The organism is Corticimicrobacter sp., assembly GCF_040137905.1.
In the GTDB taxonomy this organism is placed as follows: Bacteria; Pseudomonadota; Gammaproteobacteria; order Burkholderiales; family Burkholderiaceae_B; genus Corticimicrobacter.
The window spans coordinates 42,746-64,631 of the sequence record NZ_JBEFDG010000068.1; the positions used below are offsets into that span (position 1 = coordinate 42,746).

Genomic DNA, 21,886 nt, shown 5'->3' on the forward strand with positions numbered 1-21,886 from the left:
GCCCCCAGTGCTGGAGGCCGCCTCTGGCCCAACCGCTTATCGGCGCAATACCTCAGCCCAATGCGCGCCGCCCGGCAGCCAGGGCTGCCGTCCCGACATCATCTTCCATATCGATGATCTGCCCACCTTCGGGCAATCGGAACACCGCGACAGACTGCTGCAACTGATCAGCCTGCTGCTCCAGGGAACTGGCAGCCGCAGCGGACTGCTCGACCAGTGCCGCATTCTGCTGCGTAACCTGATCCATCTGCCCAACCGCAAGGTTGACTTGCTCGATGCCGCTGGATTGTTCCTTGGCAGCCGCTGCCATTTCGCTTACCAGGCCGTTGACATCGCGTACAGCCTTGAACAGTTCGTCCATGGTCCGGCCCGTGGACTCCACCAGGCGCGCACCGTTGTCGACCGTCGCCACCGATGACCCGATCAGTTCCTTGATCTCACGCGCAGCATTGGCGCTGCGCTGTGCCAATGCACGAACCTCGCTGGCCACCACCGCGAAACCCCTGCCCTGCTCTCCAGCGCGGGCAGCCTCGACGGCAGCATTGAGCGCCAGGATATTGGTCTGGAAGGCAATGCTGTCGATGACGCCGACAATTTCGCCGATCCGCTTGGAACTGCCGGAAATTTCGGCCATGGTCTGTACCACCTGCTCGAGTGCCTGCCCGCCGCGCTCTGCTACCTGGCCGGCAGTCGTCGCCATATGATTGGCCTGCACCGCATTGTCGGCACTATGACGCACCGTAGAGGCCAACTCTTCCATGCTGGCAGCCGTTTCTTCAAGCGAGGCGGCCTGCTGCTCGGTACGACTCGAGAGGTCTGTGTTGCCCATCGCAATCTCGCGAGCACCTGTGTGGATCTCATCCACACCCTGTCGCACGGTACCTACGGTACGGATCAGGTTGCCCTGCATATCGCGCAGAAAGGGGATGATGCGCCCCACACAATTGCGCCCGAACAGTTCGATCCGCCCAGTCAGGTCGCCTGCGGCAATGCGCTGAAAATGTCCGCGCAGCTCATCAAGAGGCCGGCGCACATACTTGACGACATAGCGATCAGCCAACAGCACGACCAGCAGGCAGAAACCCAGTACTGACAGCATGGCGGTAATGGCCCGCTGCCGATCCTCGCTGGCCTGTGCAATCTGTTCGACTTCGTATTTCTCGATGGCATCGATGTAGGCACCGATGCGCTGCTCGAAGGCCCGACTCAGGTTGACCATCACTTCCACATTATGCTTGCGAAAGCCCTCCTGGTCGCCTCGCGCCAGGAACTGCCCCAGTGGCTCAACCCCCTGGTCGAAGACTGCCTTGAACGCATCGCCCAACTGGCTGGCCTCCTGCGTGAAGCGCTGCTGGCGCGCAGCCAGATCCTGAAACCGCTGAAAACTCTGGCGCGAAGCTTCGACGGCAACCCGCACACTGTCGCCCTCGGCACGCGCCTGCTCGGTCCGCCCTGCCTGCACATGCTCGTACTGCCGTCCCAGTCGCAACCGGGCCCGCATGAACTGGTCATTGCTCTTGCCCAATTCTGCCACTTCCATGAGGTAAATATGGCTTCCATCGAGCACTCTGCCGGCGTTATTGAGTGCACTGATACCAAGAGCCGATAATGCCAGAACCAATACGCTGATCAACAGCAGAATAAAAAGAACCAGTGCGCGTATCGTGACATTACGCAAAAAGCCATCCAAACCCCGAACCTGCTTCATGATGCTTCATCCTATTGTCATGCGAGCTACTGGGGGCAGATGCTAACACGAAGGTGTTTCATAAGGTTATGTCGTTATCGATAATAGGAAAATTGGTAAAAAAACGACGTGCACAGGATATGGAATGGCAACGAAACAGGCCATTGATGACATCAAAATTTCTATTTATTGCCAATTATCACGTTTGCGGCAACCGTGCCAACGGGTCCTGCCGATAGAATTTCGAGAGCAGTGCATACCAGCCGGGAAACCAGTCGGCCAATGGCGCAGGGTCAGCGAAGAACACTTCGGAACTGACCGCAAAGAACTCCGCCTCGTCCGTTGCAGCATAGGGATCCATGGGGAGGCTGGCGTACCATGGAAACGCGTCCTCCGACTCCGGGTCCATGTCCGGAGGAATGGCGGCCTCGACCTGCAGGACTGCCGTCTCAAAAGCATCCAGAGCCTGTTGCAGGGTCTGCTGCCAGACCGCAGGCGAAATGCCCGTCCCCACCAGGCTGGGCATCCCCTCCATGTCGCCACTGCGCAGATCCAGCTTGTGCGCGAACTCATGGATGACCACATTGTCACGCAGCGCCTGTCCTGGCCCCGCATCTTCCCAGGACAGGATGACCGGGCCGCCCTCCCAGGCCTCGCCCGAGGCTTCCTGCAGGTACTCGTGCACCACGCCGCTGTCTTCCTGCTCACGACGTGGAATCATGAAGCCGCCTGGATAAACGATGATCTCGACCCAGCCTTCGTACCATGCAGGATCCAGCGCCAGAATGGGCAATGCGGCCTGAATGGCGATCGACAGCATGATGTCGTCGGTGATCACCATGCCATGTGCACCGCTGAAGGTTTTGCTGGCCAGCAGCCAGGCTGCCCGGGCCCTCAGACTGGCATCCTCTTCGGCGCTCAGCCCCGCGAGGAATGGCAACGCCGCACATGCAGCCTGCCAGGCCGCATCCTCGATGCGTGCCTGCTGCAATGCCGTATCACGCGATGTCGCACCACGACCTGCCAGCCATCGAAACATCGCCCCTCCAGTACAAAGAAATGCATTGTACCCACGGCATGGGCGGGGCCGCAGTCACCCCTCCCGTCGTCCCCGAAGACACAATGCGAAAGCAAGGGCACCACACAGGGCAATGACCACCGGCAAGGCCCCCGGCCCGGACGGTGCCATGCTGAGACCGTAACCGACCAATGCCGACATCAGATACTGCACCATCCCCATCAGCGCCGAGGCCATGCCTGCCTGCGGCCCTGCGCTGGCCATGGTCAATGCCGTCAGATTGCCGAACACCAACCCCAGCGCACCTATCGCCAAGGCAATGAAAGCGATGTACACGCCCAGCGTCGCTGCTCCGGCCTGCACCGCGCCCCAGAGCGCCAGGCCCGCCATCGTGTGCACGGCCAGACCGAGATACAGGATCCGCTGCTCTCGAACGCCCCTTCGCAACAGGACGTTGCAGATCTGCCCCCCTGCCACCAGGCTCAGGGAATTGGCAGCAAACAGATAGCTGAACTGCGCAGGCGTCAGGGCGAAATGCCCACTGAAGATAAATGCCGCGCCACTGATATAGGCAAACAGCGAACTGAGGACAAAGCCGCCCGCCAGCACATAGGCCATGAAGACCCGATTGCCCAGTTGCTGCAGCCATGTACGCAATAGCGGGCCGGGCTGCAACGCCACCTGTGCCGATGGTGCCAGGGTTTCCGGCAAGGCTCGCCATGTCCATATAAGTCCCAGAACCGACAATCCCGCCAATGCCCAGAAAATGGCGCGCCATCCGCCAAATCCCAGCAACTGGCTGCCCAGCAAAGGCGCGAGGATGGGTGCGATCATCATGACCTGCATCAACAGCGAAAAAATCCGTGCAGCTTCCAGCGTCGTACAACAATCCGCCACCACGGCACGGGGTGCCACCAGACCTGCGGCCGCGCCCAGTGCCTGCAGGAAACGGGCTGCCATCAGCCATTCGATGCTGGGAGCCAGAGCTGCCAGCGCCGACCCCAGGGCAAAGACCAGCACGCCCACCAGCAGCGGCAGACGCCGGCCATAACGATCCAGCAACGGTCCATAGAGCCCCTGACCGATCGCCAATCCGATCAGAAATACAGACAGCGTCTGTTGCGCCTTGCCTGCCGACACGCCGAAATCCTCGGCAATGGCCGGCATGCCTGGCAGATACATATCGATCGCCATCGCATCCAGTGCCGTCAGCAAGGCCAGCAAAAGAATCATTGATGTGCCAAGCGACAGTGGACGCGCTCCAGCGCCTGCTGCGACGGTTTTCATGCCTTGCCCTTCCTGTTTCAACCATGTACGCCATGTCGGCGATTTACATACAAGAGGCCGAATGCTACCTATCGTTAGGTAGGATGTCAATTCAAAGCAGCCTATCTATCCTGCCGCGGCTTGGCGGCCACGACAGGTGCGGCCTGCCTCCCGATATCAATAGCCGACGGTAAAGCGGCGGCGCGAATGCGCCGGCTTTTCGATTTCATCCACCATGGCAACGGCGTAGTCCTCGAAAGAAATGCGGCTCCCCTCTTTCCCGACCAGCAACGCATCATTTTCGAGACGAAATTTTCCGGTGCGCTCACCCGGCACGAACTCCGCCGATGGCGACAGAAAAGTCCAGTCCAGATCAGGCTCTTCCTTCAGGCGTGCCAGGAAAGCGGCACCACGAGAGGCTTCGGGACGATAGGCCTCAGGAAAATCAGGCTGGTCGATCAGACGCTGGCCCGGAGCAACCTCCAGACTGCCCGCTCCACCTACAACCAGATAACGCGGCACACCCGCTTCCTTGACCGCACCGATCAGCACTTCAGGGTTCGACTGACCGAACATCACGGCACTGACAACGGCATCGTGTCCCTGCAGCAGTTGAGCCAACTCCACACGATCCTGCGCATCCCCCTGCCGTGCAGCCACCCCTGGCAGCGCAGCGATTTTCTCGGGATGGCGCGCGATGGCGGTAATCGTATGTCCACGATCCGACAACTCCTTGAGAATACGCGCCCCTGCCCGCCCCGATGCGCCGATCAATGCGATATGTGCCATGCTCCAGACTCCTTGAAATCATATGTCAAAACAAGGTCTACAAAATAGACCAATGAGATAAGCGATGCTACAGTAGAACGACAGCAGCCACAAGAAGTCATCACTGTGTGACCTGGTACCTGCATACTGACCTTTTCCCTCGTCCACCTCATGACACTCATGTCCACGTCCGAATTGCCCAGTTTCGACCAGCCCTGTCCGATCCGCGATGTACTCGACCGGATCGGTGATCAATGGAGCCTCCTGATTCTGGAGGCGTTGGCGCAGCGCACACTGCGTTTCAATGAGTTGAATCGGGAAATCGGCGATATCTCGCGCCAGATGCTGTCGCGTACGCTCAAACGCCTTGAATATGATGGTTTCGTCAGTCGCACGCTGTATGCAGAAGTGCCTCCTCGCGTGGAATATGCACTGACTGACCTCGGACGCTCGTTCCTTGAGCCCATGCAGCGATTGGTGGAATGGGCCGATCATCATCACGCGGCCATTTGCGAGGCCCGCCGTACGGCCATGATTCATCCGGCCTGAGCGGGGTTCGGACAGGCAATGTCCGTATAATCGCCGGTTATCGTACCCACACGAGTGGTTGCGCAATCCATGCGCCACCACCCAACACGCAATTGACCTGAATGAGTAAAGCAGACCTGTCCGGCCATACCCCGATGATGCAGCAATACCTTCGTCTCAAGGAGGAAGCAGGCCCTCTGCTGCTGCTCTATCGCATGGGCGACTTCTACGAGCTGTTCTATGAAGATGCCGAACGGGCCTCGCGCCTGCTCAATCTCACCCTGACCAAGCGCGGCACCTCCAATGGCGTTCCCATCCCCATGGCAGGTGTGCCGGTACATGCCCTCGAGCAATACCTTGGCCGGCTGGTGGTCGCCGGAGAATCGGTCGCCATCTGCGAGCAAATCGGCGATCCAGCGGCCAGCAAAGGCCCTGTCGAACGCAGGATCGTACGCATCGTCACGCCCGGCACGCTGACCGACGAAGCCCTGCTGCCGGCCAAGGCCGACCGCGTACTGGCTGCGTTGCAGGTCGGACGCCGCAGCGCACGCCAGTCTCCGGAAAACACACCGGTCGGGCTGGCATGGCTCAACCTGGCCAGCGGCGAATTCCGCCTGACCGAATGCACGCTGGCGCTGCTCGACTCCGAACTGCACCGCATCGATCCGGCCGAAGTCGTGCTGCCCGACAGTCTGGAACTGCCCATCGATCTCGATGGCGCCCGCAGCCGCGCCCCCGACTGGCATTTCGAGGCCGACAATGCCCGCAGCCATCTGCTGGTGCATTTCGGACTCGACAGCCTGGACAGCTTCGATGTGGGTGACATGCCGGTCGCCGTATGTGCGGCCGGTGCCCTGTTGCGCTATGCAGCACGGACCCAGTCGCAGACACTGAGCCATATCCAGACGCTGAGTTCCGACCGGGCCGGTCAGTACGTCATTCTCGACCCCGTCACCCGGCGCAACCTGGAACTGACGCTGACCCTGCAGGGCGAAGAAGCGCCTACCCTGTTCTCTATCCTCGACCACTGCCGCACGCCCATGGGCAGCCGCATGCTGCGCCGCTGGCTACACCACCCCTTGCGGGACAACGCGCCTGTACAGGCGCGCCAGCAGGTCATCGCCACCCTGCTGCAACACCATGAATACAGCCTGCAGCACGGCACGGCCGGCAGCCTTGACCTGCTGCAGGACGCATTGCGGCGCATGCCGGATCTGGAGCGGATCTCCAGCCGCCTGGCATTGCGCGCCGCCCGTCCCCGCGAACTGGCCAGTCTGCGCGATGCGCTCCATACGCTACCCGCATTGCATGGGTTGCTGCGCCATATCGATGCGGCTAACGGCTCAACCGCCGATGCCCGCCTGACCCAGCTTTGCCAGCCACTGGCGCTGGATCCGGCCCTGGCTACCCTGCTGGCGGCCTCGATCGCCGAAGAGCCCGCCCTGCTGATCCGCGATGGCGGAGTGATCGCCACCGGCTACGATGCCGAGCTGGATGAACTGCGCACGCTGGCGGCCGACAATGGCGACTTCCTGCTGCAGATCGAGGCGCGCGAGCGCGAACGCACCGGCATCTCCAACCTGCGGGTCGAGTACAACCGGGTGCATGGCTTTTTCATCGAAGTCACGCGCGGCCAGACCGACAAGGTGCCTGATGACTACCGACGGCGGCAGACGCTCAAGAATGCCGAACGCTACATCACGCCCGAGCTGAAAAGCTGGGAGGACAAGGTGCTGTCCGCCAAGGACCGCGCCCTGGCACGCGAAAAATGGCTGTTCGAGCAACTGCTCGACGCACTGGCACAGCATGTACCGGACCTGTCGGCTGCCGCCACGGCGATGGCCGAACTCGACACCCTGGCAGCACTGGGCGAGCATGCACGCACACACGGCTGGGTCGCACCCGAACTTGACGAACAGGCCGGCATCCACATTGTCAGTGGCCGGCATCCGGTGGTCGAACTCAGCATCGAGCGATTCACACCAAATCACTGCACACTCGACAACACCCGTCGCATGCTGCTGATCACCGGCCCCAACATGGGGGGTAAATCGACCTACATGCGCCAGATTGCACTCATCGCGCTGCTGGCGCGCACGGGCAGCTTCGTCCCCGCGCAGCAGGCCCGCATCGGCCGCATCGACCGTATTTTCACCCGCATCGGTGCTGCCGATGATCTGGCCGGTGGTCGCTCCACCTTCATGATGGAAATGACCGAGGCGGCTGCCATTCTCGCTGCCAGCACCCCCAACAGTCTGGTCCTGATGGATGAGATCGGTCGCGGCACCTCGACCTACGACGGCCTGTCGCTGGCGTGGGCAATTGCCTGGCGGCTGCTGGCACACAACCAGGCCCTGACCCTGTTTGCCACCCACTATTTCGAACTGACGCGCCTGCCTGCGGAACAGCCCCTGGCGGCCAACATCCACCTGGCCGCGGCAGAATCAGGCAGCGGCATCGTCTTTCTGCATGAGGTGCGCGAAGGCCCGGCCAGCCGCAGCTACGGCATCCAGGTTGCCCAGCGGGCCGGCATTCCCCAACCCGTCATCCGCATGGCAGCCCGCGAACTCGAAAAGCTTGAAAACCAGGGCGCGCCCTCGCCACAACTGGGCCTGTTTGCCGCGCCTCAGGCAACGGCAGCAAGCGAGCCCGTGGCCCCCGCCCTGCAGGCACTGCACGACGAACTGGCGGCACTCGACCCCGATGCCCTGACGCCGCGCGAGGCGCTGGATGCGCTATATCAACTCAAGAACCGCTTTGCCGATCTATCCTGATCTTTTTTCTCCGGACACCTGTCACCTGCCATGCATGCACCCATCGACATCAACCAGCCCCTGGCCCTGCTGGGCGGCCTGACGCCCAAGACTTTCATGCGGGAATACTGGCAGCGCAAGCCGCTGCTGATCCGCCAGGCCATTCCGGGCTTCAAGCCCCCTGTCTCTGTCGCCGACCTCAAGCGCATGAGCAAGCAGGACGCAGTCGAGTCGCGCCTGGTCTGGAAGGAAAACGACCGCTGGCAGCTTGAGAAAGGTCCGTTTTCGCGCTTGCCCAAGGCCGGCGAGCCGGACTGGACCCTGCTGGTGCAAAGCGTCGACCAGCATGTCGATGCTGCCGCCGCATTGACGCACCAGTTCCGCTTCGTGCCGGATGCGCGCATGGACGACCTGATGATCAGCATTGCCACCGATGGCGGTGGCGTGGGCCCCCACTACGACAGTTACGACGTTTTCCTGCTGCAGGGTGTCGGCCAGCGCCGCTGGCGCATCGGCGCCCAGCAGGACCAGACCCTGATCCCCGGCCTGCCGGTCCGCATCCTGCAGAACTTCCAGCCCGAAGCCGAATATGTGCTGGAACCGGGCGACATGCTCTACCTGCCCCCGCAGTATGCCCACGATGGCATCGCCGTCGGTGACTGCATGACACTGTCCATCGGTTTCCGCACCCTGACCCAGCAGGCGTTGGCACAGGGCATGCTCGAAGCCGCACTTGACCAGATGGCTGCCAGTGCCGGCATGCAGGGCGGTCTGTACGCTGATCCGCCGCTGCCCATGCCGCGCCTGGACAATGTGTACTACCGCGATCCCGGCCAGCCAGCCGTCACCACCCCTGCCGCCCTGCCCGACGGCATGATCAAGGCCGCCCTCCAGGCCGTCGGCAAGATCCGTTTCGACGAAAAGCTCGCAACCCGGTTCCTGGGCTGCTGGCTGACCGAGCCAAACGCCCTGGCCGAGTTCGACAGCCCGGAAGAGGCTCCCGACTTCACGGAAGCATGGCCAGCCTCCGGCACCCTGAGGCTGGATCGCCGCAGCCGCCTGCTCTACCGTAACAAGCGTTTCTTCATCAACGGCGAAACGCTTCAGCACGCAGCCCATCCCCTGCTCTATGCCCTGGCTGACCAGCGTACGATAGTCTGCGCAGACTATCGACGCCTGCCGGCCTCGCTGCGCGATCTGTTGACAGCCTGGGTCGAGGACGGCTGGTTGCACTACGAAGCAGCGCAGTAAACTGGCCGCTGACCACCTCCTGCTGGCAGTCCTGGGCAGGAGACACTGAATCAGGAGCAACGCAACGAGAAACATTAAGTTTCAATAGATACTGATTTTAGTTTCTTGTTGCATTGGCGAAGCCAGCGCTTTAACTTTTCTACTTTTCCTATTAGGGTTTTCCGGTAATCTGCTCTCCATGCCGGGACACATGAATGGTCATGAGAATTATCCCGCCCTGTATTCACACAGATGCTTCCTCATAGGAGAATATATATGCACAAGTCCCTGATTGCCGGTGCCATCATTGCCTTCGGTCTGGCCGCTTGCGGCCAGAAAGACGACGCAACGCCTCCGGCAAACACCAACGCACCTGCCGCCACCGCACCTGCACCGGCTGCGACGCCGGCTCCCACGGCACCTGAGACCCAGGCCCCCGCCGGTACGGCTCCGGCAGGCACCGAAGGTGCCACCGAATCCCAGCTCGACCAGAAGATCGACCAACTCTCGCAAAGCGCCGATCAACTCAAGGAAGACGCCAAGACCGCTGCTGGCGACGTGAAGGATGCCGCCGCCGAACAGATCGACCGCGCCAAGGAAGCCATCGACGAACACCGCGATGCGCAAAAGGCCGAGGAAACCAAGGCCAACTAAGTGACGGTGCCCGCAGGGGCAAAGTCCAGAGCGGCGATCTCATCAGAGGTCGCCGCTTTTTTATATTGCAGTCTTCATGCGCCCGCCGATCCAGGCCATCAGGATATCCACCAGCAGCGCCTGCTAGACCGTTGACAGGGTACGCCCCTTGGGCAATCCATGCCATTTTTCGAGGCATACCCGGCAACAGGTGGCCGTGGCGTGCTGGGCGACAAACACAGGGTGTCCGCGCATCGGGGTCTGGCGGCTGTCTCCAGCCACTCATGGACGAACTGTGCCCCGGCATCGGGAAACAATTCGCCCTGGCCTGCCTGCATGGCAGAAAAAACGTGTCTGGATTCTTTCATCCGGTGATCCTCCGCCGCCTTCTTGAAATCTGGCGCAGGAAAAGAAAAACCCGCCTGACCATATCGATCCGGCGGGTTTCCATGTCAATTACAGTCAACGCAAGCTATCAGCCAACACACTCAGCATGCGGCGCGCCGTGGCACTCTGGTCAGGCTGTCCATTGGGATCGAGCACCGACACCGTGGTACGCCCCTGATCCGACTTCAGAACCAGGCGATAGATCGGCTCCTTGGAAGGATCGCTGCCACCGAAGATGCGACCGAAGAAACCCGGCTTGTCATCGCCTGCACCCGTATCGGTATCGTTGTAACGCACATAGTACTCACCGGTGCTGCGATTGCGATCCTCGACCGCAAAGCTGGCCTGATCCAGTGCCAGGCCCACACGACGCCAGGCCTGGTCGAACGAATCGGACAAGACCAGTACGGGATCGCCACTCGAGACTTCCTGGACCTGGGCACGCGCCGGCGTGTTGCGGTTTTCTGCCGCCTCGATCATGGCACGGGCACGCTCCTGATCGGTGCCAAGCTGCACCATCAGGCGGGCCAGCATCACTGCATTGAGACCCGGGTCCTCGTCAGCCATCTGCCACATGACATTGCTGCCATCCTTGGAAAGCTGCTCGCGCATCTGGCGGTGGCTGATATAGATTTCGGTCGAGCCATCAGGCATGCGCTCCAGACGGGTACGGAAACGCTCACGCTCGCCGCTGTCGAACACCGAGTCCAGCACCCTGCCCAGCATGTTGCGCAACCAGCCCTCGGGGACCTTGGCACGATTTTCGGCCCAATCCGTCTCGACCACACCGATATTGGGATCATTGATCGCCAGCGTGAAGCCCTGCTCCACCCAGAAATCGCCGACCTCGGGGAAAATGGACTCAACCGGACGCTGCACCACCAGCCAGCGCATGTCGCCATCCCGCATGATGCGGATGTCGTCGCGCTGCGGCAGGACGGTAGTGGCAGTTGGTGCCTGTTGCTGCTCCTGAGCCAATTGGGTCTGACCCTGGGCGTATTCGGAGAAGGTGGTGCTGCCAGAAGCAGGGGCCCGGTAACGGGGATCACTGGCGGCCTGGGTCAGATCGGGAGGGATGCTGAGCGTCTCACGCGGCGCAGAAGCCGAGCTCTTGTAGTCGATGGAGTCTTCGGTACCCAGCAGTTCATTGACTTGGCTGCAACCGCTGAGCAGAGCCAGTCCGACCAGGGCCGACAGGCCCGTGTAACGCTTATTCATGCAATTCCTCATAATCAGGCCGCCTGTGCGGCGCCAATATCCAGCAAGGCACGACGCACCACATCGTGATGCACCGCAGACAGTTCACACAGCGGCAACCGATATCCCAGTTGTGTACGCCCCATTTCGGCCAGTGCCCACTTGACCGGAATAGGGTTGGACTCGATAAACAGCACCTTGTTCAATACGGACAGCCGGTTGTTCAGTTCGCGCACACGGACCAGATCACCCTCGAGTGCTGCCACGCAGAGCTCGTGCATCAGGCGCGGAGCCACATTGGCAGTCACCGAGATATTGCCTTCCGCCCCCATCAGGATGAGGGAGGCTGCAGTGGGATCATCCCCGCTGTACACGGCAAAACCCTCGGGCCGGTCGCGCAACAGCTCGATACCCCGGGGCAGGTTGCCGGTTGCGTCCTTGATGCCGATGATGCCCGGCACCTCGGCCAGTCGCAACACGGTTTCGTTGGCGATATCGGCAACGGTACGGCCCGGCACGTTGTAGAGAATGATGGGCAGGTCGACCGCCTCGGCAATCGCCTTGAAATGGCGGTACATCCCTTCCTGGGAAGGCCGGTTGTAATACGGCACCACAGACAGGCCGGCATCCGCCCCCACGCTCTTGGCATGTTCGGTCAGGTGAATGGCCTCGGTCGTGGAGTTGGCCCCTACGCCGGCGATGACCGGCACGCGACCGGCCGTATGCTCGACGGCGATGCGGATCAGCTCCTCATGCTCCATGATGGAGACCGTGGGCGATTCGCCCGTGGTACCTACCACCACCAGCGCATCGGTACCTTCCTCGATGTGCCAGTCGATCAGGGCGCGGTAGGCATCGAGGTCAAGCTTGCCATCCGGTTTCATGGGGGTCACCAGCGCGACCAGACTGCCCCGGATCATTGTCCCTGTATCGGTTGCCATTTGAAATTACTCCTGACCCTGCGGTATGCAAAAGCGCCACTCACCATGACGCATGAAAGAAAAATCGTATTATGCAGCAAGCGGCACTGCGTCATGGAAGAAATAATCGCACAATCATCGTCCCCACGGCCATGATCGGGCGCAAAAGCGGCCACAACACCCCGGTTACCAGCAAAAGGATGATGATCATCATGCCGTAGGGCTCGAGCTTGGCATACTGCCAGGCAGCGCGACTCGGCAACAGGCTGAATACAATGCGTCCGCCATCGAGCGGCGGCAACGGAAACAGGTTGATGGCCATCAGCACCAGATTGACGCTGATCCCGGCCAGCGCCATCTGCCCCCAGAAACCCGATATGCCCTCGCTCTGGTAAAGCAGACGCAGGCTGATGGCCCAGATGATCGCCATGATCAGGTTGGACATGGGACCGGCCAGCGCCACCCACAGCATGTCGCGCTTGGGATGCCGCAGCCGCCCCCAGTCCACCGGCACGGGCTTGGCCCAGCCGAACAGCATCCCCGCCCCCCCGGCCAGCTTGGACAGCAACAACATGCCCAGCGGCACCAGGATCGTGCCGACGAGATCTATATGAGGAATGGGATTGAGGGTCACACGCCCGGCCTGATAGGCTGTAGGGTCGCCGAACATGCGAGCTACATAGCCGTGAGCGGCTTCATGCACCGTGATCGCGAAGATCACGGGCAGTGCATATACCGTAATGGTCTGTATGAGTTCGTTCATGGCGCCGATTGTACGCTGACTGCGCGAGCATCGCCCCTGGCGTGACGAGACTCAGTTCAGCCCAAGCGTGGCCGGGTCGCCCGCCCCGAGCCGCTGGATTTCGACCGGGGAAGTGGTGAGATCCAGTACCGTGGTGGGCTGCAGCGGGCAACCGCCACTATCGAGGATAGCGGCCAGTTCGTGGCTGTAGCGCGACTCGATCTGCTCGGCATCGTTGAGCGGCTCGTCTTCGCCATCGGGAATCAGCGTGGTGGAAATCAGCGGTGCGCCCACGGCTTCGAGCAGGCCGAGCGTGACGGCATGCTGCGGCACGCGGATACCGATGGTCTTGCGCGACGGATGCGAAACACGGCGCGGCACTTCCTTGGTGGCTTCGAGGATGAAGGTCCACGGCCCCGGCGTGGCAGCCTTGAGCAATCGGTATTGAGTGTTGTCGACCCGGGCGAAATGGCCGATCTCGGTCAGATCACGGCACAGCAGCGTGAGATGATGGCGCTCATCGAGACCGCGCAGCCGTCTCAAGGCATCGGCCGCATTCTTGTCGTCGAGCCGGGCCACGACAGCGTAGCTCGAATCGGTCGGCACGGCCGCCAGGCCACCATTCTGGAGCAGCATGGCTGCCTGCCTCAGCAGGCGCGGCTGCGGATTCTGGGGATGGAGTGAGAATATCTGAGCCATGCACCTATGCTAACTGATTCTCGCCCGGTGAACAGTTTTTTTTGGCATTAGCTCAATTCACCGACTCGTTGTACAATGCGCCTCCGCCTTCCTCTGGAAAGCGGAGCACGTTGTAATGTCGTCGGGGCGTAGCGCAGTCTGGTAGCGCATCTGGTTTGGGACCAGAGGGTCGTAGGTTCGAATCCTATCGCCCCGACCATGGACAGAGCGGCGAACTGCCCATAGCTCAGTTGGATAGAGCAGCGGTCTTCTAAACCGCAGGTCGGGGGTTCGATTCCCTCTGGGCAGGCCAGAAAAAAATGTGCTAGAATATTTTTCTTTCAGCGGTGGCTGTAGCTCAGTTGGTAGAGTCCTGGATTGTGATTCCAGTTGTCGTGGGTTCGAGCCCCATCAGCCACCCCAAGTATTTCAAAAAAGGCCCGTCCACATGGATCGGGCCTTTTTTTCAGGAATTTTCACATGCAGAACGCTCCGCTCAACCAACCGCTCGCCGACGAAGAGCTCGACCAGCTGGATGCGCTGCTGGCGCAGATCGGCCCCAACTCCATGACGCTCGAAATGGTCGATGGCTATTTCGCCGCCCTGCTGTGCAGCCCGGAACTGGTACAGCCCAGCGGCTGGCTGCCACGCATCTGGGGTGAAGGCTACAGCCTGGAAAGCGAAGAACAGTTCACGCTGGCTACCACCTTGCTGATGCGCCACTGGAATGCCGTTGCCGCGTCTCTGCGTGCCATGCAGGATAGTGAAACCCCCTATCAGCCTGTCGTGCAGGAAGACGATGACGGCGTGATCCTGGGCAATGACTGGGCCATGGGCTTCCTGGAAGGCATCGATACCAGCCCGGCCGGCTGGGATGAGTTGCTTGACAGCGATGACCCGGAAAACCCCCTGATCCCCTTCATGATCCTGGCCTACGAAAATGACCCGGATCCGGAAATGCGCGCCAAAGAGATCTCCCCCGAGGAACGCGAATTCGTGCTGGGTGCCATGATCGATGGCCTGGAAGCCGTCTACAACTACTTCGAGCCCATGCGCCAGGCTGGCAGCGCCTCGCGTGAACCGGTGCGGCGCAGCGAGCCCAAGACGGGCCGCAACGATCCCTGCTCCTGCGGCAGCGGCCGCAAGTACAAGCAATGCTGCGGCGCAGCCACCCCGACGCAACACTGATCCCGGCAAGCCATGATGGCGCTCACGCAACCATGCTGAAGAAACGCATCTACCTGGCCGGTTTCGATGTATTCCGGCCAGATGCAATCGCCTATGGTCAATATCTGCGCACGCTCTGCAGCGAGCATGGTTTCGAAGGTCTGTATCCGCTCGATAACGCCACCCCTGCAGATCTGCGCGGAGCAGAACTGGCGCACTGGATCTGTCGTGCCAATCTCGACCTGATCGATCGTGCCGATATGGTGGTGGCCAATGCCAATCCCTTCAGGGGTGCCGAACCGGACTCCGGCACCGTCTTCGAAATGGGCTACGCCCATGCACTGGGAAAGCCGGTGTGGTGCTATACGGACATGGCCGGCTCGCTGATTGAACAGCTCGATGCCGAATGGCACGAAGACGCACAGCGCCATGCCGACCTCCAGGGCTACACCGTGGAAGACTTCGGTCTGAATCTCAACCTGATGCTGGCCTGCTCGGCCGAAGTGGTCCAGGGCGATATAGCTGACTGCCTGACGCGGATGGCGGCACGCTACGCCTGAGCCGCCGCCCTGCCCAGGGCCAGGCGTGCCTGCAGGAACTCGATGAATACTCGCGTCTTGGCTGGCAGCATGCGTGATGGAAAAAGTGCCAGGAACGGGATGGGAGGGAACGTCCAGTCCGGCAATACCCTCACCAGATTGTCACCCGGCGACTGAATCTGCATGTCTTGAGCATTGAGCGGCACGATCCCCATGCCCAACTCGGCCAGTTGGCGCAGCATCGACACATTGTTGACGGCCATTTTCCCCGCCACAGCCACCTTTTCACGCCGTCCCTGATTCTGCAGCGTCCAGAACGTACCTTCGCGCCCCCCCGAACTGCGCAGGCAATCGTGACGCACCAGGTCGCCCGGTTCCTGGGGTACACCGTGCTGTTCGATATAACTGCGCGAAGCATACAGCCCCAGATCGATCACGCCGATCTGTCGCGCCACCACATTCGAATCCGGCTGGCGACCAAAACGCAGCACGATATCGTAAGGATCCGACAGCAGATCGATATGCTGGATGCTGAGATCGATCTCGCAATGGATGCCCGGATATTTTTCCTGGAACTCGCACAGCAGCGTTGGCATGCGCAGCAGCGCAAAGCTGGCCGGCATCGAAATGCGCAACTCTCCCTTGGGTTGCTGTGCCACCTCGACCAGCGCCTCGTGGGCAATCGCGGCCTCGGCCACGATCTCGCGACAGCGTTCGAAATACACCCCGCCGGCCTCGGTCAGCTCCACTTTGCGGGTACTGCGCTTGAGCAGCTTGACGCCGATGCCCCGCTCCAGCCCGGCAATCCGGCGCGACAGCGTCGAGGCAGGCATGTGCAGGGCATCGGCTGCACGCGTAAAGCTCTTGGTCTTGGCGATCTCGACAAACAGCGCCATATCGTCCAGCGACGGGCGTGTCGTATCCATACCCTGTTTTCCTTGAAGCAGACACGTGCCGACAATATGTCAGCGCCTTTGGTTCCCCAACCATTATTCCATAAATGGAATTGTATTTGCGCAAAACACCTATTTTTCACCCTGGGGAAAACGCGCACAATTCACCCATCGAATCGAGCTTGAAACCAACAGGGACAAGGGTCCCAACAAACTCGACTCTGAATTCCTTTATCCTGATTACGGAGTAATGAATATGAACACCCTGCTCAAGACCGCTGCCCTTTCCCTCTCCCTGAGCCTGGCCGCTGGTGCTGCTTATGCCGATACGGTTGAATTTACCGAACTGACCTACCCGGTCATTCAGGACACGAGCAGCAAGAGCCGCGCCGATGTCGTGCAGGAACTGGATGCCGCACGCGCTGCCGGCCAACTCGACTTCACCGAACTGAGCTACCCGGTAACCGCAGCCGATCATCAGGCCAGCAACCTGAGCCGCGCCCAGGTGCGTGAGGATCTGCGCGCCTACCGCACCCAGCACCCCGACGAGCACATTGCTTCGTAATGGCTCAATGGCCTGCGATGCGCAGCGCCTTGTCAACGGACTGCTGCCATGCCGGCGAGCAGTTCTCGCCGCCGTCGCGCACACCGAATACTCGCCAGTGCGCGGCGCGGCACCATTCGGCCGAACCGTAGTCAGGGCCATGTCCCTGACCATCGGACACACCTGCAGCTTCGTCCACCCAGGCATACCAGGCTTGGCTACCTATTTCAGGATGAGCCTTGGCATCGGATGTGCTGCCTGTGTGCTGGCAACCGGCCAGCAATCCGGCCAACGCCAGCAGGACAATTGTTTTTTTCATGTATGACTCCTTGTGCCGACGATTGTAGATACACGGGCTAAAGTAACACAATGCTGCCACCTGTTTGCTACAGCATCAGTATCCAGCCTGCGGCAAGCACCATGCAGGCCAGCGTGACAGGAACGCCTGCACGGGCAAACTCACCGAACGAAATCTTCACCCCGCAAGTCGCTGCCTGCTCGACCACGATAATGCCGGCCAGACTGCCGAACACAATCAGGTTGCTGGAGAAACCGGTGCCCAGCACCAGCGCCGCCCCCAGCGCATCGGCATGGCCGACAGGGTCCAGCACGGGCACCAGCAGCATGACGGCAGGATTGTTGCCGACGATATTGCTCAGCGCGCCTCCTACCAGAAACAGGGAAATCGGATCATTCAGGTTGATGCCTGCGCTGCGCAGGTCGGCCAGCAACGTCTGCGGCAGGCCGGTGGTCGCCATGGCACCGTTGACGACGAACAGGCCCATGATCAGCAACAGCAGGTTGCCATCCACATGGCCCAGCATGTCGCTCGAGGCAATCTTGCGATTGATGAGCAGCACGCTGGCCGCCCCCAGCGCGATCAGTTCCTTGGGCCAGTCGCTCAGCACGAAGGCAGCCACCACCGCCAGCGTCACGATACCGGCCTTGCAGGTTTCCCATACATTGAGCACGACCTCGTCCCTGGTCGCATCCGCTGCGCTCGCATCTGCCGTACCTGCATCGGCTGCCGGCGCAGCCGCCGCCCCTGTCGTGGCAGACAGCGTCCAGCGCCCCCGGTACATGAATGCCACGATCCCCCAGATAATGGGCAGAGACAGCAGCGCCGGCAATAGGGTCACCTCCAGGAAACCGTTGAAGGACAGGCCCAGCCCCTGGGCGGCAATCATGTTCTGAGGACTGCCGATCAGGGTGCCCGAGGATCCTGTGTTGGCAGCAAAGCAGAAGGCCAGCAGAAAAGGCACCGGATTGAGTCCGCGTGCCAATGTCAGGGCCACCAGCAGCGGCGTCATCGCCACGACCACGACATCATTGGTCAGTAGAGACGACAGCAGGCCGGCCACGCCGATGAGCACTGCCAGCAACACGGGCGGGCTGACCGGCAGCAGGGCCACGCGGCGGGCTGTCCAGGCGTAGAACCCGGACACGACGAAAGCCGCCGACACCACCATCAGGCCAAACAGCATGCCGACACTGCGATAGTCGATCGCATCCCAGGCAGCCTTGGGCGTGATGCTGCCGGTTGCCATCAGCGCCAGGGCACCGACCACGGCAGCGCCGGTCCGGTCTACCTTGAACCCGGGCAACTTGCCGAATCCCATGGCGACATAGACCAGCAGGAATATCAGGAGCGTGAGATCCATGGCAGAAAGGCACCTCAGGCGGGCGCATCATAATGTGGGAACGGCATCATGATACGCGATGCACGGGTAGACAATGCACTCAGTCCGTCAGGCGCAATTCCGTCAGGGTACCGGCAATGGTCGCAAAGACCTCCGGCAGGTCGCTGACGTTGCGGGCATCGAAGAAATAGCCAGGGCCGCTGGCACAATTGCGCATCAGGTTGATGGCAGCCTGCCCGACATCCTTGCCCAGCGTGACGGTATAGACCCGGATGCCGTTGCCGTCGGCCTTGACGTTGGCGCACAGTTCAGCCATATATCGGTTATAGGCGCTGGCACTCAGCCGGCCGCGCCGGGCCGCCGTATCGTTGCCATCCTTGCCTGTATCCCAGCCCGCATGGTAGCCAATATCGGTATCGTGGCTGCGGCAATCCTGCGCATAATTGTCCGGCCTCATGGCACGCGGATCATGCGGTTTCAACGCATCGACAGGACACTGCGAGAAATTCGGTACCTCATTGCTCCTGACCTGGATATCCTCTTCGGCACGCACTGCCTGCGACTCGGGCACCCAGCTCACGCAGACGTCACGCCAGCCCATGACGGGCCGCCCCCACCAGTCGGTACCGGTCTGTACATATTTGCGTTCCGTACGGGAACAGGCCTGGTAGGCATAGGCCAACCTGAACCAGGCCTGCCTTTCTGCGTTGATTTCACGCGTCACCACAGGCGCGTTATCACCATCGGTCAGCAGCACGATCACTTTATTGAGACGCCCGGGATCGGGATCACGAGGCATCTCGGCACTGCCCCAGCCGGCAGCACCACGCCACGCGGGAGAAAGCATGCGCCAGGCCCACAGCAACCCTGCCGGCACGCCGGTACCGCCATAGGATCGCATGCCGTCAATCGCCGCATCCAGCGATTGACGTGTGTTATCCAGGAAGCGCACAGGGGTATCCAGGCAGTACTGCGGCTCCATGGCCAGATTGATCTGGAAAGCATTTTGTCCTGCCTGCTTGAAGGCAACTATTCGCCGATCGTAGTTGAACCGGCCTGGTACGGCCTCGAACTCAGGATAGGCACTCCCCGCTCGTTGCAGGTGAGGCGGGTAGAAATCCAAGATCCTGGCACCACTGGGAAGGCGGGCCAGCCCCCCTTCGTTCAAAAGATAACTGTACGTCGCCATCAAAGGCTGGAAGCGTGCTGCGGGCGTCAATGCCTGTGCGGGCAATGGATGCCCTGCCTGCCAGCTTCCGGCAGGCTCGGCAATACACCCGGACCAGCGCTGCTGGATATAGTTGGCAGAAACCGCAGCACCATTGAGCCAGCCCCGGGCACTGGCGATCCCACCGACATTGACCACATCTGTAAACGGTACCAGGCCGATATAGACCCCATCCGGTGCGCCCTGCTGGCGGGCCGCCTGAGCGGCATCCAGCACCGTCTTGACCAGATCCTTGGCAGCCTGCTTGAGCACGGTCATTCGTTTGGGGCTATCGAAATCCATCGAACCCGTATTGTCCAGCGCCATGACCAGCTCCAGATCACTGCGCGTACGTCGCACGGCCTGGTTACTGGCCGATAGCGCCCAGGCGGTCTGCTTGAAATAGCCGGTGCTGATCAGGGGCAGTTCGCCCGTCACGCGCATTTTCACGAACTGGCCGGACAGGTAGCTGTTGTTGGCTCCCCCCCGCTCTTCGATGTATTCGATATGAAAGTCGTCCAAGGCCACCTGACTGCTCAGGAAGCCAGCCGGCATATTGCTCAGAAAATAATGATAGGCATCGTTGCGCCATGCCGCCTCATCCCTGGAACCCTCGACGGGCGCGTTATAGACCGACAGACTGCGCCCGGCAGAAATGACTGCCGCATCAAGCGCATTCTGCAGTCGGGATTGCGCCACGTTGTAGCGAATCATGTCGATGGCGGCGAAGGTTCCACCCAGCATCAGGGTGGCACTCACCAAAAAAGTCAGCGCCACCGCACCGCGCTCGCCGCCACGCAAGCGCCCGCCCGCCCGCAAACGGCGCCCCATCCGCCGCCCCCATCCTGCATCCTGACGCTGCAGCCTCGTCCTTATGGAAGCCTCCATGTCGCTCTCCTGTGCCAGCGCTTGCGCGGGCAGGGTTCTCATTGCAACGTGCTCAAATCTGCAAAGCGTGGCCGATAGAACGCCCGGCTTTCCAGCAGCCGCTTGCCGCCCAGGGCCCGCCAGAAGCTGCCACTGATGGCAAACGGCTCAAAATCCATGAAGGTCTCGACCACCACCACGCTGTCGACCTCGCCAGCCACCGCCGGTTTCGCCATGGGCTGGGGAAAACCGTCTGGCGGTGTCAGCCTGCTGGTGACCGTGCCCCCATAGCTGTCACCGGCATAGGTCCGGCGCCACTGCGGCGCATTTTTCCAGGCGGCACCCTTGCCTTTGTCCTCGGCCACATACAGGCTGATGACCAGCCGGCCATGCGCCCGGTAATTGAGCGGCGTCATCAGGTCGGTCATGATCGCGCCATAGGCACAGACATCATCGGTATCCGCACAGCGCCCCTGATCCTTCAGGCCACGCTGCATGGCCACACCATTGGCCACGGTGAATGCCGCGCGGTCCAGCACGGAGGCCGCCCGGAAGTACTGGTACAGTTCAAAAGAACCGATAATGATGAACACCATCAGGGGAATCACCAGCGCGGCCTCGATGGAAACGGCCCCGCGCTGCCCCAGGATCGCAGGCCGCAGCACAATGCGGCAGCGCTGCATGAGCATGGAGATTTTTTTTGGCCAGGGTTGCATATCTACGCTTCCGTCAGGGCTCATTCTGGATCAGCACCACCCGCTCGAACCTGAACAGGCGGATGCCGAACCAGTCCAGCACACCGCTCAGGCCGGCCCGGTCGAACCCCAGGCGATAGATCACCATATCGCCCCGCTCTCCCGCATCGCAAACCGGCTGGTAGTTTTCATCATCGACATCACCAAACCCGTTGTCCGCACCCGGGGTGTAGCGCTTGACATCGGCACGCAGCTCGGCGTCGCCGGCCACCCAGTTGGACAGTGTCTCGCGCATCACACGCTGCACAGCTTCCTGGCAGTCTCCCTGGATGCCCAGCTTGCCCAGGCGCGCCACGCGGTTGGCCGCCGTCTCCAGGCTGGCATCGGCCATCATCATCACAATCATTTCGATGGAAAAGATCAGGACAGCCATCAGCAACGGGGCCACCAGCGCATACTCAAGTGCGGCCAGACCGCGCCGGTCCCCGAGCAGGCGTTTCAGGCAAGTGCGGCTGCGGGCAGGCATG

The 21,886-nt window shown here is 61.2% G+C and carries 22 protein-coding genes and 3 tRNA genes; 10 read left to right on the forward strand and 15 right to left on the reverse strand.

Annotated elements, in window-relative coordinates; translation table 11 throughout:
• Positions 1–52: 52 nt before the first annotated feature.
• The 4 genes from ABN482_RS11465 to ABN482_RS11480 all read right to left on the reverse strand — a co-directional run bounded on the left by ABN482_RS11465 (position 53) and on the right by ABN482_RS11480 (position 4,760).
• Positions 53–1,708 carry a methyl-accepting chemotaxis protein gene (locus ABN482_RS11465; RefSeq protein ID WP_349504112.1) on the reverse strand — a complete coding sequence of 552 codons (1,656 nt, stop codon included), beginning with the start codon at positions 1,706–1,708 and terminating at the stop codon, positions 53–55.
• Positions 1,709–1,886: 178 nt separating this feature from the next.
• Complete coding sequence (locus ABN482_RS11470; protein WP_349504113.1) at positions 1,887–2,726, reverse strand: M90 family metallopeptidase; 840 nt, start codon at positions 2,724–2,726, stop codon at positions 1,887–1,889.
• A 54-nt stretch (positions 2,727–2,780) separates the two neighbouring features.
• Positions 2,781–3,992 carry a multidrug effflux MFS transporter gene (locus ABN482_RS11475; RefSeq protein WP_349504114.1) on the reverse strand — a complete coding sequence of 404 codons (1,212 nt, stop codon included), beginning with the start codon at positions 3,990–3,992 and terminating at the stop codon, positions 2,781–2,783.
• Between the two features lie 156 nt (positions 3,993–4,148).
• Positions 4,149–4,760: an NAD(P)-dependent oxidoreductase gene (locus tag ABN482_RS11480; protein ID WP_349504115.1), complete on the reverse strand. Its 612-nt coding sequence runs from the start codon at positions 4,758–4,760 to the stop codon at positions 4,149–4,151.
• Positions 4,761–4,919: 159 nt separating this feature from the next.
• Here ABN482_RS11480 and ABN482_RS11485 point away from each other — a divergent pair, with 159 nt between their 5' ends.
• The 4 genes from ABN482_RS11485 to ABN482_RS11500 all read left to right on the forward strand — a co-directional run bounded on the left by ABN482_RS11485 (position 4,920) and on the right by ABN482_RS11500 (position 9,904).
• Positions 4,920–5,288: a winged helix-turn-helix transcriptional regulator gene (locus ABN482_RS11485; protein ID WP_502877282.1), complete on the forward strand. Its 369-nt coding sequence runs from the start codon at positions 4,920–4,922 to the stop codon at positions 5,286–5,288.
• Positions 5,289–5,389: 101 nt separating this feature from the next.
• Positions 5,390–8,041 carry a DNA mismatch repair protein MutS gene (gene mutS / locus ABN482_RS11490; protein ID WP_502877283.1) on the forward strand — a complete coding sequence of 884 codons (2,652 nt, stop codon included), beginning with the start codon at positions 5,390–5,392 and terminating at the stop codon, positions 8,039–8,041.
• A gap of 30 nt (positions 8,042–8,071) precedes the next feature.
• Positions 8,072–9,271 (forward strand): JmjC domain-containing protein, encoded by a 1,200-nt coding sequence (locus ABN482_RS11495; protein WP_349504117.1) that lies wholly within the window; start codon positions 8,072–8,074, stop codon positions 9,269–9,271.
• A gap of 255 nt (positions 9,272–9,526) precedes the next feature.
• A complete protein-coding gene (locus tag ABN482_RS11500) occupies positions 9,527–9,904 on the forward strand; it encodes a hypothetical protein (RefSeq protein WP_349504118.1) in 378 nt (125 codons plus the stop codon).
• A 123-nt stretch (positions 9,905–10,027) separates the two neighbouring features.
• Here ABN482_RS11500 and ABN482_RS11505 read toward each other — a convergent pair whose 3' ends face one another.
• The 5 genes from ABN482_RS11505 to ABN482_RS11525 all read right to left on the reverse strand — a co-directional run bounded on the left by ABN482_RS11505 (position 10,028) and on the right by ABN482_RS11525 (position 13,828).
• Entirely contained in the window at positions 10,028–10,165 is a 138-nt protein-coding gene (locus tag ABN482_RS11505) for a DUF4186 family protein (protein WP_349504119.1), read from the reverse strand.
• Between the two features lie 180 nt (positions 10,166–10,345).
• Positions 10,346–11,488: an NlpB/DapX family lipoprotein gene (gene bamC / locus ABN482_RS11510; RefSeq protein WP_349504120.1), complete on the reverse strand. Its 1,143-nt coding sequence runs from the start codon at positions 11,486–11,488 to the stop codon at positions 10,346–10,348.
• A 14-nt stretch (positions 11,489–11,502) separates the two neighbouring features.
• Complete coding sequence (gene dapA / locus ABN482_RS11515; RefSeq protein ID WP_349504121.1) at positions 11,503–12,408, reverse strand: 4-hydroxy-tetrahydrodipicolinate synthase; 906 nt, start codon at positions 12,406–12,408, stop codon at positions 11,503–11,505.
• 91 nt (positions 12,409–12,499) lie between these two features.
• Entirely contained in the window at positions 12,500–13,150 is a 651-nt protein-coding gene (locus tag ABN482_RS11520; RefSeq protein WP_109061413.1) for a site-2 protease family protein, read from the reverse strand.
• A gap of 51 nt (positions 13,151–13,201) precedes the next feature.
• Entirely contained in the window at positions 13,202–13,828 is a 627-nt protein-coding gene (locus tag ABN482_RS11525; RefSeq protein WP_349504122.1) for an L-threonylcarbamoyladenylate synthase, read from the reverse strand.
• Between the two features lie 122 nt (positions 13,829–13,950).
• Between ABN482_RS11525 and ABN482_RS11530 the strand changes: the two genes are divergently transcribed.
• The 5 genes from ABN482_RS11530 to ABN482_RS11550 all read left to right on the forward strand — a co-directional run bounded on the left by ABN482_RS11530 (position 13,951) and on the right by ABN482_RS11550 (position 15,534).
• Positions 13,951–14,027, forward strand: a tRNA-Pro gene (locus ABN482_RS11530).
• Between the two features lie 16 nt (positions 14,028–14,043).
• Positions 14,044–14,120: transfer RNA gene (locus ABN482_RS11535), tRNA-Arg, on the forward strand.
• A 34-nt stretch (positions 14,121–14,154) separates the two neighbouring features.
• Positions 14,155–14,230 (forward strand) — tRNA-His (locus tag ABN482_RS11540).
• A gap of 57 nt (positions 14,231–14,287) precedes the next feature.
• A complete protein-coding gene (locus tag ABN482_RS11545; RefSeq protein WP_349504123.1) occupies positions 14,288–14,995 on the forward strand; it encodes a UPF0149 family protein in 708 nt (235 codons plus the stop codon).
• Between the two features lie 32 nt (positions 14,996–15,027).
• Positions 15,028–15,534, forward strand: a complete 507-nt coding sequence (locus ABN482_RS11550) for a nucleoside 2-deoxyribosyltransferase (protein WP_349504124.1) — start codon at positions 15,028–15,030, stop codon at positions 15,532–15,534.
• Here ABN482_RS11550 and ABN482_RS11555 read toward each other — a convergent pair.
• Positions 15,525–16,439: a LysR family transcriptional regulator gene (locus tag ABN482_RS11555; protein WP_349504125.1), complete on the reverse strand. Its 915-nt coding sequence runs from the start codon at positions 16,437–16,439 to the stop codon at positions 15,525–15,527. The two genes, ABN482_RS11550 and ABN482_RS11555, sit on opposite strands and share 10 nt — an antisense overlap.
• A 217-nt stretch (positions 16,440–16,656) precedes the next feature.
• On the opposite strand from ABN482_RS11555, the gene ABN482_RS11560 reads away from it, so the two are divergent.
• Entirely contained in the window at positions 16,657–16,971 is a 315-nt protein-coding gene (locus ABN482_RS11560) for a DUF4148 domain-containing protein (protein ID WP_143858768.1), read from the forward strand.
• A 4-nt stretch (positions 16,972–16,975) separates the two neighbouring features.
• Here the strand turns inward: ABN482_RS11560 and ABN482_RS11565 are convergent, their stop codons facing one another.
• The 5 genes from ABN482_RS11565 to ABN482_RS11585 all read right to left on the reverse strand — a co-directional run bounded on the left by ABN482_RS11565 (position 16,976) and on the right by ABN482_RS11585 (position 21,885).
• Positions 16,976–17,269 carry a hypothetical protein gene (locus ABN482_RS11565; RefSeq protein ID WP_349504126.1) on the reverse strand — a complete coding sequence of 98 codons (294 nt, stop codon included), beginning with the start codon at positions 17,267–17,269 and terminating at the stop codon, positions 16,976–16,978.
• 67 nt (positions 17,270–17,336) lie between these two features.
• Positions 17,337–18,611 carry an ArsB/NhaD family transporter gene (locus tag ABN482_RS11570; RefSeq protein ID WP_349504127.1) on the reverse strand — a complete coding sequence of 425 codons (1,275 nt, stop codon included), beginning with the start codon at positions 18,609–18,611 and terminating at the stop codon, positions 17,337–17,339.
• Between the two features lie 79 nt (positions 18,612–18,690).
• Positions 18,691–20,727 (reverse strand): Tad domain-containing protein, encoded by a 2,037-nt coding sequence (locus ABN482_RS11575; protein WP_349504128.1) that lies wholly within the window; start codon positions 20,725–20,727, stop codon positions 18,691–18,693.
• Positions 20,724–21,380: a TadE/TadG family type IV pilus assembly protein gene (locus ABN482_RS11580; RefSeq protein ID WP_349504129.1), complete on the reverse strand. Its 657-nt coding sequence runs from the start codon at positions 21,378–21,380 to the stop codon at positions 20,724–20,726. Before ABN482_RS11580 ends, ABN482_RS11575 begins: the two co-directional genes overlap by 4 nt.
• 13 nt (positions 21,381–21,393) lie before the next feature.
• The gene (locus tag ABN482_RS11585) at positions 21,394–21,885 is read right to left on the reverse strand and encodes a TadE/TadG family type IV pilus assembly protein (protein WP_349504130.1); all 492 of its coding nucleotides are present in this window, start codon (positions 21,883–21,885) and stop codon (positions 21,394–21,396) included.
• Position 21,886: the final 1 nt, after the last annotated feature.